This window comes from Vibrio sp. 10N.222.47.A9, from assembly GCF_963872585.1.
Lineage (GTDB): Bacteria > Pseudomonadota > Gammaproteobacteria > Enterobacterales > Vibrionaceae > Vibrio > Vibrio splendidus.
In genome coordinates, this window is record NZ_CAWNBB010000021.1 from 70919 (window position 1) to 84371 (window position 13453).

14 protein-coding genes are annotated in these 13453 nt (G+C 42.7%); 8 read left to right on the top strand and 6 right to left on the bottom strand.

All coding sequences use genetic code 11. The features are described 5' to 3' along the window. Positions 1-6: 6 nt before the first annotated feature. Together torC and torE are read right to left on the bottom strand one after the other, a co-directional pair. Positions 7-1188: a pentaheme c-type cytochrome TorC gene (torC, locus tag AACT19_RS04480; RefSeq protein ID WP_004734592.1), complete on the bottom strand. Its 1182-nt coding sequence runs from the start codon at positions 1186-1188 to the stop codon at positions 7-9. A gap of 52 nt (positions 1189-1240) precedes the next feature. After that, positions 1241-1423 (bottom strand): trimethylamine N-oxide reductase system protein TorE, encoded by a 183-nt coding sequence (gene torE / locus AACT19_RS04485; protein ID WP_004734591.1) that lies wholly within the window; start codon positions 1421-1423, stop codon positions 1241-1243. A gap of 437 nt (positions 1424-1860) precedes the next feature. Between torE and AACT19_RS04490 the strand changes: the two genes are divergently transcribed. Next, on the top strand, positions 1861-2655 hold the full coding sequence (locus AACT19_RS04490; RefSeq protein ID WP_004734590.1) for an ABC transporter permease: 795 nt from the start codon (positions 1861-1863) through the stop codon (positions 2653-2655). A 352-nt stretch (positions 2656-3007) separates the two neighbouring features. Here the strand turns inward: AACT19_RS04490 and focA are convergent, their stop codons facing one another. After that, on the bottom strand, positions 3008-3850 hold the full coding sequence (focA, locus tag AACT19_RS04495) for a formate transporter FocA (RefSeq protein ID WP_017078992.1): 843 nt from the start codon (positions 3848-3850) through the stop codon (positions 3008-3010). A 363-nt stretch (positions 3851-4213) separates the two neighbouring features. Continuing rightward, positions 4214-5521 (bottom strand): ATPase, encoded by a 1308-nt coding sequence (locus AACT19_RS04500; protein WP_076645484.1) that lies wholly within the window; start codon positions 5519-5521, stop codon positions 4214-4216. Between the two features lie 257 nt (positions 5522-5778). Between AACT19_RS04500 and AACT19_RS04505 the strand changes: the two genes are divergently transcribed. The 3 genes from AACT19_RS04505 (at position 5779) to AACT19_RS04515 (ending at position 7648) form a co-directional block, all read left to right on the top strand. Further along, the gene (locus AACT19_RS04505; protein WP_004734587.1) at positions 5779-6009 is read left to right on the top strand and encodes a TIGR02647 family protein; all 231 of its coding nucleotides are present in this window, start codon (positions 5779-5781) and stop codon (positions 6007-6009) included. 114 nt (positions 6010-6123) lie between these two features. Further along, entirely contained in the window at positions 6124-6978 is an 855-nt protein-coding gene (locus AACT19_RS04510) for an NAD(P)H-binding protein (RefSeq protein ID WP_076645486.1), read from the top strand. After that, a complete protein-coding gene (locus AACT19_RS04515; RefSeq protein ID WP_076645488.1) occupies positions 6971-7648 on the top strand; it encodes a YdcF family protein in 678 nt (225 codons plus the stop codon). Before AACT19_RS04510 ends, AACT19_RS04515 begins: the two co-directional genes overlap by 8 nt. A gap of 129 nt (positions 7649-7777) precedes the next feature. On the opposite strand, the gene AACT19_RS04520 is transcribed toward AACT19_RS04515, so the two are convergent. Further along, positions 7778-8356 carry a thymidine kinase gene (locus AACT19_RS04520; protein WP_004734584.1) on the bottom strand — a complete coding sequence of 193 codons (579 nt, stop codon included), beginning with the start codon at positions 8354-8356 and terminating at the stop codon, positions 7778-7780. Positions 8357-8453: 97 nt separating this feature from the next. Next, on the bottom strand, positions 8454-9839 hold the full coding sequence (gene cysS, locus AACT19_RS04525) for a cysteine--tRNA ligase (RefSeq protein WP_017078988.1): 1386 nt from the start codon (positions 9837-9839) through the stop codon (positions 8454-8456). A gap of 191 nt (positions 9840-10030) precedes the next feature. On the opposite strand from cysS, the gene AACT19_RS04530 reads away from it, so the two are divergent. The 4 genes from AACT19_RS04530 to AACT19_RS04545 all read left to right on the top strand — a co-directional run bounded on the left by AACT19_RS04530 (position 10031) and on the right by AACT19_RS04545 (position 13328). Beyond that, positions 10031-10525 (top strand): peptidylprolyl isomerase, encoded by a 495-nt coding sequence (locus AACT19_RS04530; RefSeq protein ID WP_004734582.1) that lies wholly within the window; start codon positions 10031-10033, stop codon positions 10523-10525. An 84-nt stretch (positions 10526-10609) separates the two neighbouring features. Then, a complete protein-coding gene (gene lpxH / locus AACT19_RS04535) occupies positions 10610-11344 on the top strand; it encodes a UDP-2,3-diacylglucosamine diphosphatase (RefSeq protein WP_017086208.1) in 735 nt (244 codons plus the stop codon). Between the two features lie 123 nt (positions 11345-11467). Beyond that, complete coding sequence (locus AACT19_RS04540) at positions 11468-12685, top strand: EAL and HDOD domain-containing protein (protein WP_004734580.1); 1218 nt, start codon at positions 11468-11470, stop codon at positions 12683-12685. A gap of 118 nt (positions 12686-12803) precedes the next feature. Further along, positions 12804-13328, top strand: a complete 525-nt coding sequence (locus AACT19_RS04545) for a YchJ family protein (protein ID WP_076645490.1) — start codon at positions 12804-12806, stop codon at positions 13326-13328. Positions 13329-13453: the final 125 nt, after the last annotated feature.

Below are 13453 nucleotides of genomic sequence, written 5' to 3' on the forward strand. Positions count from 1 at the left end.
GTCTTATTAGTGATGGCCTTCAGAAAAATCTGATGAGTGCTTCTGTAGATACTTAAGAACAAGTGCTTCTGTATCTGTATCGAAGTTAACGAACGCAATCATACCATCTAGCATGCCTACCCAACCGTTAGCGCTGAAGTGAGCTTCATCTGGCTGTGAGTGACACGTTGAACAGTTAGATTGGTACGCTTGACCCGCTGCGTTCCAGATTGGATCGAAGTTATCAACCATAGACTCTTTCTTCATCCAAAGTGCTAGGTTAACTTCTTCCCATGGAAGGCCAGTAAGCTCATCTTCTTTCTTCTCACCAACAGTGATAACGTCACTTTGAGATACTTCTTTCGTCAAGATTGCAGTTGAGATGTTCATACCGAAGTCTTCTTGGATTACACGTCCGAAGCCTTTCGCTTTACGCCAACCGTCGATTTGAATCTTGATCATGTCGCCTTTTTCGTCGATAACCGCAACTTTACTTGCAGGGCTTAGTAGACCCGCTTCAACTGTTGCTGTTTCATCTGTGTACATTGGTAGGTGACGAATAGAGATCACGTCAGAACCATTTGCGTAAGATGTGCTGCTTGCTACATTTTCTAGCTCGCCAACAATACCGCTCGCTGATGCCATATCTAATGGAAGGTTGTGAGCAATACCTTTGTGACAGTCAACACAGCTTTGATCACGCTCTGCCGCGTTCTTCATCTGGATACGCGCTGTTGGGCGCATGTTTTCGAAATCCATTGAATCGTAGTTGTGGCAGTTTTTACACTCTAGAGATTTGTTCGAAGAGAAACGATCCCATTCGTGTTTAGCCAGTTCGATACGACGAGCTTCGAATTTCTCAGGCGTATCTAGGTCACCAAATACTTGAGCGAATACTTCTTTAGATGCTTGCATCTTACGAGCAATTTTTGCTGTCCATTCATGTGGAACATGACAGTCAGGACAAGTAGCACGTACACCAGAAGTGTTTTTCCAGTGAACCGTTTCTTGTAGTTCTACGTATACGTTGTCACGCATGGTGTGACAGCTTACACAGAACTCTTCTGTATTTGTATGTTCTAGCGCTGTATTAAAACCGCCCCAGAAAATAACACCGGCGATAAAGCCACCCATGGTTAGTACACCAAGACTGATGTGTACTGCTGGGCGAGTCATTGTGCGCCATAATTTAACTAAAAATGATTTCATGTTTAGCTCTCTTAAAAATTAGTTCTAATAAAAATGTGATAGCAAGAGGGCATTACATGCCGCCGTGTGCACCTGGAGGACCTAATACAAACACTTGCAGTGCCCAAACTAGAAAGCCGTAGCCTCCTACAAAAGCCACACTTAATATTGGAAAGAGAACCACTGCAATGAAGAGGAATGACTTCCACTCCAACGAGCGTTTTTCGCCAGTTTCAATTTTATTAACATCACTCATACATTTTGCCTATTTTGTATTTAGTAATTTCGAGTAGCTCATTCTAAGGAGCTAAAGTTCTTGAGTATCTAACAACAAATTTTAGACCATACACAAAGTAGGGTTCAATCAAATCTCTTGTTATAACCCTTGCTAATCAATACTTTTTTGAGGTCATCCAAACTTGTTTTCAGTTAAACAAACTTATTAAAAAGTATTAACAAATGTGAAGAATTAAGTATATTTCACAAATGTTAAAAACCAACACTCGCGCAACTATTTGACAACCGATTTTAACTTTTTACCTACTAAGTAGTAGCCAAAAAAGCCTCAAACAACCACTATTTTGTGTTTTGTTTGTTAAATAATTGATCGTTTTTCGAATCGATGACTTTGCAGTTGAAATGCATCATTTGGCACTTTCAGATATGATAGAAGCCTTATTAAAAGGAAGCATTATGCAAGACGTTATTGATATATCTTGGTGGCAATTATTGTTTTTCAGTTCACTTCTCTTGCTGCCAATTGTAATCAACCACAAGCTAAAACTTGGCCTTGGCAAAGAGGCTTCTATCAGCATCATTCGCATGACTGTTCAGCTATTTCTGGTTGGCCTCTACCTAGAATACCTGTTCACTTTGAATAGCTTGTGGGTCAATTTACTGTGGTTATTTACGATGATTATCGTTGGGGCAAGCTCGATTGTTGAAAAATCCAAGTTACCGCGAAACCTCTTGTTAGTCCCTGTCGCTGTCAGCCTAGCGGTAACCTGTGTACCCATTGTCTTGTTTATCTGCTTATTCATCATTAAACCAACACCGGTTTTTAACGCGCAGTACTTGATCCCTATTGCAGGGATGCTGTTAGGTAATAGCTTAAGCAGTAACATCGTGGCATTGCAGAACTTGTTCGGTGCTTTTGAAACGCAGAAATCAGAGTACGAAGCGGCTATCGCTTTAGGTGCCTCTCCTTCCTATGCTGCAGCGCCTTTTGTGCGTAATGCGATACAGAAAGCGATGTCTCCTATTATGGCCTCAATGGCAACCACAGGCTTGGTAACGCTACCAGGAATGATGACAGGACAAATCTTAGGGGGTGCTTCACCAATGATCGCGATTAAGTATCAACTGATGATCATGTTGGCTATTTTCGTGATGATGAGCTGCTCCTTAGCGCTTGCACTTCACCTATCATTAAAGACTTCCTTGACCAAAGAAGGGCGAGTTCTCGCTCAAATACAGCCTTCAAAATAACCTCCCGACTCCTCTTAGATCTGGTTACTCACTGAATTTGATACAGGTTATCCACAGAAATTGTGGATAACCAAATCAATATAGATCCTTTTTTGTCCATTTCGGCTCGAGCAAAGATCATTGCCATTGATCCTTGGGTGATTTCAAAGACATATACACACGTGCAGAACTGCGTTGTTAAGCGTTCAAATGATAATTTAAGAAATCAACGAGTAAGTTTTCCACAAATAAAAAACGGCCTGCAATGCAGGCCGTCTTGTAAATGTCATAAGTCAGTTCAATGTTTTCACTGAGCTTTAACTAATCTTGTCACTGAGCTAGTCACGCAAGCTTTGTTGATCCGCCATCTTTATCAATCGCGTAAATAAATCAACCAATACCACATGCCAACAAAGATACCGCCGCCGATGATGTTACCGATAGTAACGGGCAGCAAGTTGTTCATCAGAAAGTCCATCATGTTTAGGTCAACATAGTCTGCCGGATTAGCCCCTGTCATTGTCCAGAATTCAGCTGGAGCAAATGTTTTGATACCGATAGCTAAAGGAACTTGGAACATATTCGCAATACAGTGCTCAAAGCCCGATGATACAAACATCGCGACAGGTAAAATCAGTACTGCAATTTTGTCAGTCAGTGTTCGTCCACTAAACGTCATCCATACCGCGATACAAACCAATACGTTACACATGATGCCAAGCGCGATAGCTTGGATAAAACCATGGTGCATTTTGTGCTGAGAAATGGCCATCGCATTCAAACCCACTTGCCCATGGTCGAACATGTACTGTTTAGTCAGAAGCATACATGCCACTAGCAATAAAGCACCAATAAGGTTACCGATATAAACGGTCGCCCAGTTCTTTACTAGGGTTCCCCAGGTAATCTTGCCACTTGCGCGAGCAACAAGAGTAAGCACCGAACTGGTAAACAGTTCACCGCCAGTAACCACAACGAGGATTAAGCCCAAGCTAAATGCAAGGCCACCTAGGACGCGAGTAATACCCCAAGGTAAATCACCAGCGCCAGTGGTTACAATTGTGTAGAACACAAACGCAATACCGATATGTATGCCAGCTGAAATCGCTAGGAGAAAAGATTTGGTTGGATCTTTGGTTGCTTTACCTACGCCAATATCTGCAGCGCGCTCAGCCATTTGTGGCGGTAATAATGAGTCAAATTGGTTCAGATTCATGATGATTTACATTTTGAAACATGTTGTCGGGAGCGAGATAATCCTCTCTTTCATTTCTGAATTCAAGAGCTATTTGGGACTCAAAATACCTCCCACAACCTTGTGGAAAGGAAATAGCCCAAGTTATTCAAAATTCATACAACTTTAGTAGTAAAAAGAAAACTATGCTGAATGAAAGGTTATCAACTTAAAAAATGGCACACTTATAAATATCAATAAGTTACGGACGAAAGCAAAGGAATAACGTACACTATAATGACTCACAGATCGCTGTTACCTCTAGATTTTGATATAGATCAACAGAACGTAAAAAAGCGCCCTTAGGCGCTTTTAACTGAATCACAAATACAGAAATTAGTGATGCTAAACCGAAGGTTCAATCACTTCTTCTGATGATTGTTCTAAAGCAGAGCCCTCTAGATTCGACTCTGGACTCAAAGGGATTACATCAGAATCACTTTCATTGGCAACTTTACTGCCTAGGTTCCTCAAGCTGTCCACTAGCTCTTCTAAACTCTTAATATGCGCATCACTCTTGGTAATCTGCTCATCTAGAAGATTGCTATGCTTAGTCGCCTCAGACAATTGTTGCGCCTGCTTCTGATTATCACTCTCTAGCTTAGCGAGTTGTTCAGTCAAAGTTTCAATTTCTGACTTTAATGACGCTGTCATATCTAAGCTTTTTAACGCTTTCACACTCGCTATAATCTTCTGAGATTGCTGACGCAACCCAACATCTCGGTAATCTTCATCATTAACCACTTGTGAAATGCTCAGCAACTGATTCTCTGCATTCAAAACCGATTGTTCGAACTTGTCGCCTTTTACACTCGCGAGCACTTTTACTTCATGAGCGACACTACGCACGTGGTTCAACTCAAACTCCGCAGCGTGCACCGCATCTTCAATGATCGACTTTTCACGGGGACTGGCTTTGACTTGGCTTTCTGCCAAAGCAATTTGAGATGCTGCTTTAGCAAACGTCAGTGGAGCAACGTCATCAAAATCCTCATCTTCCAAGAACTCTAACTCGTCCTTCAATGGTTCGATGTATTTCTTATGTGCCACTTTAACTTCTAATAAGCGAGCATTATTAAGAAACTCCACCTGTGCTTCTTGAGCGTCTTCAAGCTCATCGACCAGCACATACTCAAACAACTCGCTGTATTCTGAATACAAGCGTTTGTAGCTCGAGGTAAACATGGTATCTGCGCCAAGGAACTTGAGGTAATCCATTTGTACAATCGAATCCGCTAGTACTCGGTCAGCCTTCTTCTTTAGCACTAATATCGAGTCATAATTTGATTTGATCAACGCAATTTTTTCATCAAAAGCTTCAGCGTAAGTCAGGCTCGAAAAAATTGAATAACTCTTGGTGAGCCGAGTTTCGTCTTTCAGTAAATCCGCATAAATGCTTTCAGCGTCGTCCCAAGCGTCTAATAGTTCATTGTAATTCTCTGGAGCATAGAGAGACAACTGAGCGTGGTCTTCAAGCTTAGCCTCCCATTCGGAGTAAACGCTTTGGACAGACTGAAATGAACGGACCTCGATTGTAGATTCGTTATTGTTGTTTGTGGTTTGGTTCGCGTCTGTCTGCTCTGAAGGTGTACTCTGACACCCTGCGATAGCAAATAGCATACTGATCATTAATGCTACTTTGTTCGCTCTCACTTATGCATATCCTTTTTATACAATATTCGCTCAATGCAAATTATTTCTAGTCACAATATATTACAACCACTTAGCAATAAACATCACTGATGATTTAAGTGGGCGCAAATCACCCAATATAACCAAAATAAACCCATCACTCGATGATTAATCAATCAATTTGGTATCACTTATCAATTCTCTTTATTTGCTATTGCCTGAGTTGTGAATGCGCACTAAGGTGAAGGTAGAGAACGTTATGAATATATAGGTTAATTATGAAGTACAACGCTGAAAACATTGCTGATTTAAACCTCCTTCTTCAATTTGATGTAAGTAGTGCCGCTACTGGAATTAAAGTTCATCAAGAGGCAGCTCAAGAAACTCAAGACGCTGTTAAGCGCCTATTCGAAAAGAACCTTTGTACTCAGCCAGACGGCGGTTACCTAACAGATGAAGGTATACAGATGGCAGAGCGCGCAGACAAACTACTTCGCGTACTAAACTAAAGCTCCATTGTTCTAGTAAAAACTCCACTCGCTTCGGCCGTGGAGTTTTTTCATTTTTGGGTAAAGGTTTGTTAGGCTTAATGTAAATTCGTCATTTGCAGTTGTGAGGAACACATGGCTTCTATATTTATTGTTGGTGCAGGCTGGGTTGGTGCGCCTTTATCTAAACATCTAGAAAAACACGGTAACCAAGTGGTGGTCACAAAAACGACCCGAGCGGGTGCAGACACCATTGGTAACAAACGTATCCCATGTGAAGTTTTCAGCTTTGACTCATCGGAGCCTGAGCATACTATCGGGCAACTCTATTCACTGTTACTCGAAAATAATGCAGAGATCGTCATTGGTAGCTTCCCTCCCGGCTTTAGAAAAGGTGCGGGACAAGAATATGCTGAATACTGGCAACAGCTAACCAAAGCTTGTCAGAAAGCCAATGTCAAAAAGCTGATCATGGTTAGCTCGACCACTGTCTACCCGACCAAGCCAGGGATCTTATACGAGCAAGATGCCTCATTAGCGATTTCTACGTCGAGTGATGAACAAGCCAACTCATTTTCAGACAATGCTCGAGTCATGCTACAAGCAGAACAGTGCATCATTGATTCCGGTATCGACTACACCATCCTTCGCTTCAGTGGGTTAATCGGCCCTAGCCGCCACCCCTCTAGGTTTGCAAGCAAATTGAAACAGGTCAGCACTCAAGCTCCTGCCAACATGCTTCATCTTGACGACGCGATTGGCGCGGTCAACTTCGCTATCAACCAACTGCACAACGAAGTGGTTAATGTTACGACCCCAAACACGGTGAGTAAGGCGGAATTTTATGCCGCTGCACTGAAAAGCGCCAACAGCAGTGAGCCACTGCCCCTCGTGGTCGATACACCAGACAAGCTGATCTCTTCGAAAAAGATTCTCGACTTAGGTTACTCGTTTAAATTCGATTCCACGCTGGACGCTCTTTATGACTAATCAATCCATAGCTAACCAATCTGTAACAAATAACTCAAGGATTAAGCTACATCGTTCGATCGACACCCTTTGGAACTTCATGTCTATGGGCCACAAGGTTACACCTTCAGATTGCATCTTTGTGCTGTGCAGTAATGATACCCGTGTCGCTGAATACGCAGCTGAGCTCTATCACCAAGGTGTGGCGCCTTATCTCGTCTTTTCTGGCGGTGTGGGACGCTTTACAGAAGGGAGCTTTGAGCGTTCAGAAGCCGAAACATTCGCGGCTATTGCACGAGATGCTGGCGTGCCAGACTCTGACATTATCATTGAGAAACACGCAACCAATACTGGGGAGAATGTACGATTCACCCACAAATTGCTTATTGAGCGTGGGCTGTCACCGAAAAGACTGACCTTAGTACAGAAGCCCTTTATGGAGAAACGTACCTACGCCACGTTTAGTAAACAATGGCCTGAAGAGAGTGTAGAAATAACCGTGACTTCACAATGGCAAAATTGGGATGATTACTTTAACGAAGAGTTACCGTTAGACATGGTGTTGGGCGCATTAATTGCTGATTACGAGCGAATCAAATCCTACCCAGAGAAAGGCTTTCAAATTGAGATGCCAATCCCCGATGACGTTGATCATGCCTATCAAGCATTGAAGCAGCTCGGCTTCGAATAAATCAAAAGCTTCATTTCGAATAAAACAAAGGCGTGACTTGGAATAAAGTAAAAACACAGGCTCAATAAACAAAAACGGTGACACTTGGTCACCGTTTTTCGTTTTAGCAAGCTGAACTATGAGATCGGTTTATTTACCTAACGCTTCTTTATAGTGCAGACGGCAAGCAGAAACATACTGATCATTACCGCCAATAGCCACTTGGTCACCTTCAGCAATCGCCACACCGTGCTCGTCGGTACGGATTACCATATTAGCTTTACGGCCACAGTGACAAATGGTTTTAAGCTCAACCAGTTTATCTGCCCAAGATAATAAGTAACGGCTACCTTCAAACAGTTCACCCAAGAAATCGGTACGTAAACCGTAGCAAAGTACAGGGATATGCAGTTTATCGACCACTTCTGTTAACTGGTACACCTGCTCTTTCGACAAGAACTGACACTCATCAATCAGAACACAATGACGCTTTTCTTCTTCATTGAGTTTTTGGATTGCGTCAAACATATTGGTGTCATTTTTAAAAAGTTGAGCTTCAGATTGCAAACCAATTCGAGAGCTAACTTTACCGATACCATAACGATCATCCAATGCTGCCGTAAAGATCACTGGCGTCATGCCACGCTCTTGGTAATTGAATGAAGACTGAAGAAGCGTTGTTGATTTACCCGCATTCATTGCCGAGTAATAAAAATACATCTGAGCCACAGAAATATTCCTGTTAATTAAAAGTTGAAGATAAAAAGGTGATATTAGAGAATTTTTGCTAGAAAAAAGGGCTGAAAATCAGCCCTTTTTATAATATTTACTTACGACGCCAAGTCGTACCTTCTGGACCATCTTCCAGAACAATACCCAACTCGTTTAGCTTGTCACGTGCAAGGTCAGCATTCGCCCAATCTTTCGAAGCACGAGAGTCGTTACGCAGTTTGATCAACGCTTCGATTTCAGCCACTTCGTCATCGTTGCCTGCCGCATCACCTTGCAAGAAAGCCTCTGGGTCTTGATGAAGAATACCGATGATGTCTGCCAGTTCACGCATCAATGCACCTAGTGCACTTGCTTTTTCGACGCTTTCAGTTTTGATGCGGTTGATTTCACGAGCCATTTCAAACAGTACTGAATAAGCTTCTGGAGTGTTGAAATCATCGTTCATCGCTGTAGAGAACCGAGTCACGTACTCTTCACCACCAGCCGGAGCTGCTGTAACGTCTAGGCCACGAAGTGATGTGTAGAGGCGCTCAAGTGATGCACGAGCTTGGGTTAGGTTATCTTCACTGTAGTTCAGTTGGCTACGGTAGTGACCAGACATTAGGAAGTAACGTACTGTTTCTGCATCGTAATGCTGAAGTACGTCACGGATAGTGAAGAAGTTACCCAGTGACTTAGACATTTTTTCTCTGTCTACCATCACCATGCCACTGTGCATCCAAGTATTCACATACTGGGTGCCGTGTGCGCAGCAAGATTGTGCGATTTCGTTCTCGTGGTGCGGGAACTGTAGATCTGAACCGCCACCGTGGATATCGAAGTGATTGCCAAGAATAGAAGAGTTCATTGCTGAACACTCGATGTGCCAACCCGGACGACCTGGACCCCATGGTGATTCCCACGTAGGTTCACCTGGCTTAGACATCTTCCAAAGAACGAAATCTAACGGGCTACGTTTTGCAGAATCGACATCAACACGAGCACCCGCTTGAAGCTGATCAAGGTCTTGCTTTGAAAGCTTACCGTATTCGTCAAATTTCTTAACTTCGAACATGACGTCGCCGTTGCTTGCGACATAAGCAAAACCACGCTCAATTAACTTTTCAACAAGCTCAACGATTTCAGTGATGAATTCAGTCGCACGAGGCTCAACATCAGGACGCTTCATGTTCAATGCATCGAAGTCCGCGTGCATTTCCCCGATCAGGCGCTCAGTCAGAGAATCACAAGACTCACCGTTTTCATTAGCGCGCTTGATGATTTTATCATCGATATCAGTGATGTTACGAACGAAGTTCAAATCGTAACCAAGGTAACGAAGGTAACGAGTTACTACATCGAAAGAAACAAACGTGCGGCCATGACCAATGTGACAGAGATCGTATATGGTTACCCCACAGACATACATGCCGACTTTGCCAGCTGTAATTGGTTTGAATTCCTCTTTCTGTCTTGTGAGTGTGTTATAAATTTTCAGCATGATCTCTATCTATATTTGTGTATTAATCAAAATAAGAGGTCAAGTATATCAATTCATGCGTTATTAGGTAATCCCCCAAAGCAGTAATTACCTCAAACAACCAAGTTAAGTTAATGATTTGGTGATTTGAAAGTCCGCCAACATGCGCTAGAATTCGAACTTCATATTAAAAAGACAGTAAGGTAACAATCATGATCATCCTTCACACAAATTTTGGTGACATCAAAGTTCAACTTAACGAAGAAAAAGCACCAGAAACAAGCGCAAACTTCCTACAGTATTGCCGTGACGGTTTTTACGACAACACGCTATTCCACCGTGTTATCGATGGTTTCATGGTTCAAGGCGGCGGCATGACTTCTGGCCTTAAAGAAAAAACAACTCGTGCAACTATCAAGAACGAAGCAAACAACGGCCTAGCGAACAAAGTTGGTACGCTAGCAATGGCTCGTACTATGGAACCGCATTCAGCGAGCTCTCAGTTCTTCATCAACGTTAACGACAACTCTTTCCTAAACTTCCGTAGCGAAAGCCTAGACGGTTGGGGCTACTGTGTATTCGCAGAAGTTGTTGAAGGCATGGACATCGTAAACAAGATCAAAGGTGTTAGCACTGGTTCTATGGGTATGCACCAAGATGTACCTCTAGAAGAAGTGATCATCACTGGTACTACAATCGAAGCTTAATCACTTGCTTTCGGTTAGTATTAATAATTGATGAGCCGATAAAATCAGGATATAGGGAGCGAATCGCTCCCTTTTTTTAGACCTATGAAAACATATTTTATATCAGACCTGCACCTTACTCCGTCACGACAAGATATCACTGACTGCTTCTTAACCTTTATGAAGAAAGAAGCCGTAGAAGCGGATGCACTTTACGTGTTAGGCGACCTTTTCGAATTCTGGATTGGTGACGACGATAAGAGTGAGTTCGCGACTTCTATCCGCCAAGCGTTTATCGACTTAGTGAAAACGGGCGTACCTTGCTACTTCACACAAGGTAACCGCGACTTTTTAGTTGGTAAAAAATTTGCCAAGCAAACGGGCGTGCAACTTCTAGATGAAGTATCAACGATCGATATCTACGGACAAAAAGCGGTGGTGTTGCATGGTGATACCCTGTGTACCGAAGATGTAAAATACCTCGCCTTCCGCGAAAAAGTGCATCAACCATGGCTGCAATGGGTCTTCAACAGAATTCCATTTTTCATCAAGAAGAAAATTGTCTCTAAGGTTCAATCTGACATCAAAGATGACAAGCAGACCAAATCTCTCGACATCATGGATGTGACACAACAAGAAGTGGAAGATGTGATGGAACGAAACAGCGTCGATCTTATGATCCACGGCCATACTCATCGCCCTGACATTCACACCTTCAATGCTAATAATTGCAGTAAAACTCGTATCGTATTGGGTGATTGGTATACGCAAGGTTCAGTGCTGGTGTTCACTCCGCAAAGTTTTGAACTACAGAATCGAGAGTTTAGCAACCGCTTTTAACATCACTATTAAACTTTCACTTTGATTATTATTATCGGTCAGACTTTCATAGAAAGTGTATGGTAATTTCTACTGAATTAGCTATTATCTCTCTACCAGAAATAAACAGAACACAGTACCAAGTTGAAATATTCATACGTAGCGCGTCAACCAATACTCGATACAGACAAGAAAACCATAGGTTACGAGTTGCTATTCAGGGATGGTCCTAAGAACACTTTCCCTGAAGTAGAGCCGGAGCTCGCTACTAGCCGTTTGCTTTCCGATCACTTTTTATCAACTCACTATAATACGTTGGGTGATAAATTGGGGTTCGTGAACTTCCCTTATGCAAGCCTAATCAACTTAGTCCCGACTCTGTTCCCCAAAGAAAGCCTCGTTGTTGAGGTTCTTGAAGACTGCGAACCAACAGACGAACTACTTGAAGCAATAAAAGCTATCTATGACGCGGGTTACACTATCGCGTTAGACGACTTTGTACCAAGCAAAGCATGGAAGCGTTTTTTACCGTACGTTTCAATTATCAAGTTTGATATCCGTTTGATCTCAATCGCGAAAGCTTCGATGTTCATGAACTCTCTCAAAGGGTTGGATATTAAGTTCCTCGCAGAAAAGGTCGAGACTTACGATGAGTATCAAGAAGCAAATCGAGCAGGCTTCACCTACTTCCAAGGTTATTTCTTCAGCAAGCCGGAAATGATTCAAACTCGCGCTCTCAACCCTGCGTTCTTGACGATTGTTCAGCTGTTAAAAGAGATTGCGCACGACCCTATCGACTTTGGCGAAGTAGAACGTTTAATTACGTTAGATGTGACGCTTTCTTATAAAGTACTTGCGTATGTAAACTCCGCAGGTGGCTCAGCAACGACCATTCGTTCATTTCGCCAAGCGCTTATTTTCCTTGGCGAGCAAAAGCTGCGTAAGTTCGTTTCACTAGTAGCAATTGCCTCTGCGAAAGAAGATAAACCCGATTCACTCTATGGTTTAGCAGTACTGCGCGCTCGTCAGTGTGAACTCTTAGTAGAAAAGATGAATGTAAAGGTAGAACCCGGACAAGCCTTTTTAACCGGTATGTTCTCTCTACTTGATTCACTCTTTGACCAACCGTTACAGCAAGTCTTGGACTCAGTACCAATCGATGAAGAGATCAAGCAAGCTCTGATTCAACGAAAAGGTGTCTTAGGTGCCATTATGGCAATGGTCATTGCATATGAACAAGCTCGCTGGGACGAAGCAACGCGCATTCGTAAACTTCTCAAGCTAAGTGAAGCGGAACTCGGTCAAGCTTATGATGAAGCGACTACTTGGGCTCAAGAGCTGTTATCACCTTCGTTGAAATAGTTCACTTCACATTGCTGCTTCAATAGAAACTAAGCTTTGGTGAGCGATCGTTTCTTGGTAAACTCCAACGCATTCATATATGGCCTCTCAATAGAGGCCATTTTTACAGGATCTGACTATGTCTTTATGCCCATGCGGTAGCAAAAATACTTACCAACAATGTTGCGAATCAGCACACCTTAACCACAGTACAGTTGAAACACCCGAGCAATTAATGCGCTCACGTTATTCAGCACATGTACTTGGTTTGGTTGATTATGTGGTTGCTACTTATCATTCAAGCTGTAACGCAGAAGCGCAGAGAGAAGGTATTGCTGAATCCATAGATAGTGATTGGGCGGGTTTAGAAGTCATCGATACTGCCGCAGGTTCACATGAGAACGAAGGCTTTGTTGAGTTTAAAGCTTACTTCAACGACGCGACTGAGCAGTTCTGTATGCAAGAACGTTCGCGCTTTGTTCGTGAAGACGGTTTTTGGTATTACATTGATGGCACCTTCCCTGAGCAAGAAGATGAACAAGAAAAACGATCAGAGCCTGAGATTGACCCCCGTCTAAACCAAACGGTTGAGAGCTTTAAAATCGGCCGCAATGACCCATGTATCTGTGGTAGCGGAAAGAAATATAAGAAGTGCTGCGGGTAAGTCAAAAAATTAGAATGTTTGATTGAGTAAAGAGATTCCTGATGTCGATTAGGCTCCTCGGAATGACGTAAAGTCAGAGGTTAGAAAAGTGACGCAGGGCTTTAAAATCTTGAAATCTTGAAATC

Bases quoted from the DNA above. Each gene is read 5' to 3' on its own strand.
- torC (WP_004734592.1), bottom strand. From the start codon at position 1,188: ATGAAATCATTTTTAGTTAAATTATGGCGCACAATGACTCGCCCAGCA.
- torE (WP_004734591.1), bottom strand. From the start codon at position 1,423: ATGAGTGATGTTAATAAAATTGAAACTGGCGAAAAACGCTCGTTGGAG.
- AACT19_RS04490 (WP_004734590.1), top strand. From the start codon at position 1,861: ATGCAAGACGTTATTGATATATCTTGGTGGCAATTATTGTTTTTCAGT.
- focA (WP_017078992.1), bottom strand. From the start codon at position 3,850: ATGAATCTGAACCAATTTGACTCATTATTACCGCCACAAATGGCTGAG.
- AACT19_RS04505 (WP_004734587.1), top strand. From the start codon at position 5,779: ATGAAGTACAACGCTGAAAACATTGCTGATTTAAACCTCCTTCTTCAA.
- AACT19_RS04510 (WP_076645486.1), top strand. From the start codon at position 6,124: ATGGCTTCTATATTTATTGTTGGTGCAGGCTGGGTTGGTGCGCCTTTA.
- AACT19_RS04515 (WP_076645488.1), top strand. From the start codon at position 6,971: ATGACTAATCAATCCATAGCTAACCAATCTGTAACAAATAACTCAAGG.
- cysS (WP_017078988.1), bottom strand. From the start codon at position 9,839: ATGCTGAAAATTTATAACACACTCACAAGACAGAAAGAGGAATTCAAA.
- AACT19_RS04530 (WP_004734582.1), top strand. From the start codon at position 10,031: ATGATCATCCTTCACACAAATTTTGGTGACATCAAAGTTCAACTTAAC.
- lpxH (WP_017086208.1), top strand. From the start codon at position 10,610: ATGAAAACATATTTTATATCAGACCTGCACCTTACTCCGTCACGACAA.
- AACT19_RS04545 (WP_076645490.1), top strand. From the start codon at position 12,804: ATGTCTTTATGCCCATGCGGTAGCAAAAATACTTACCAACAATGTTGC.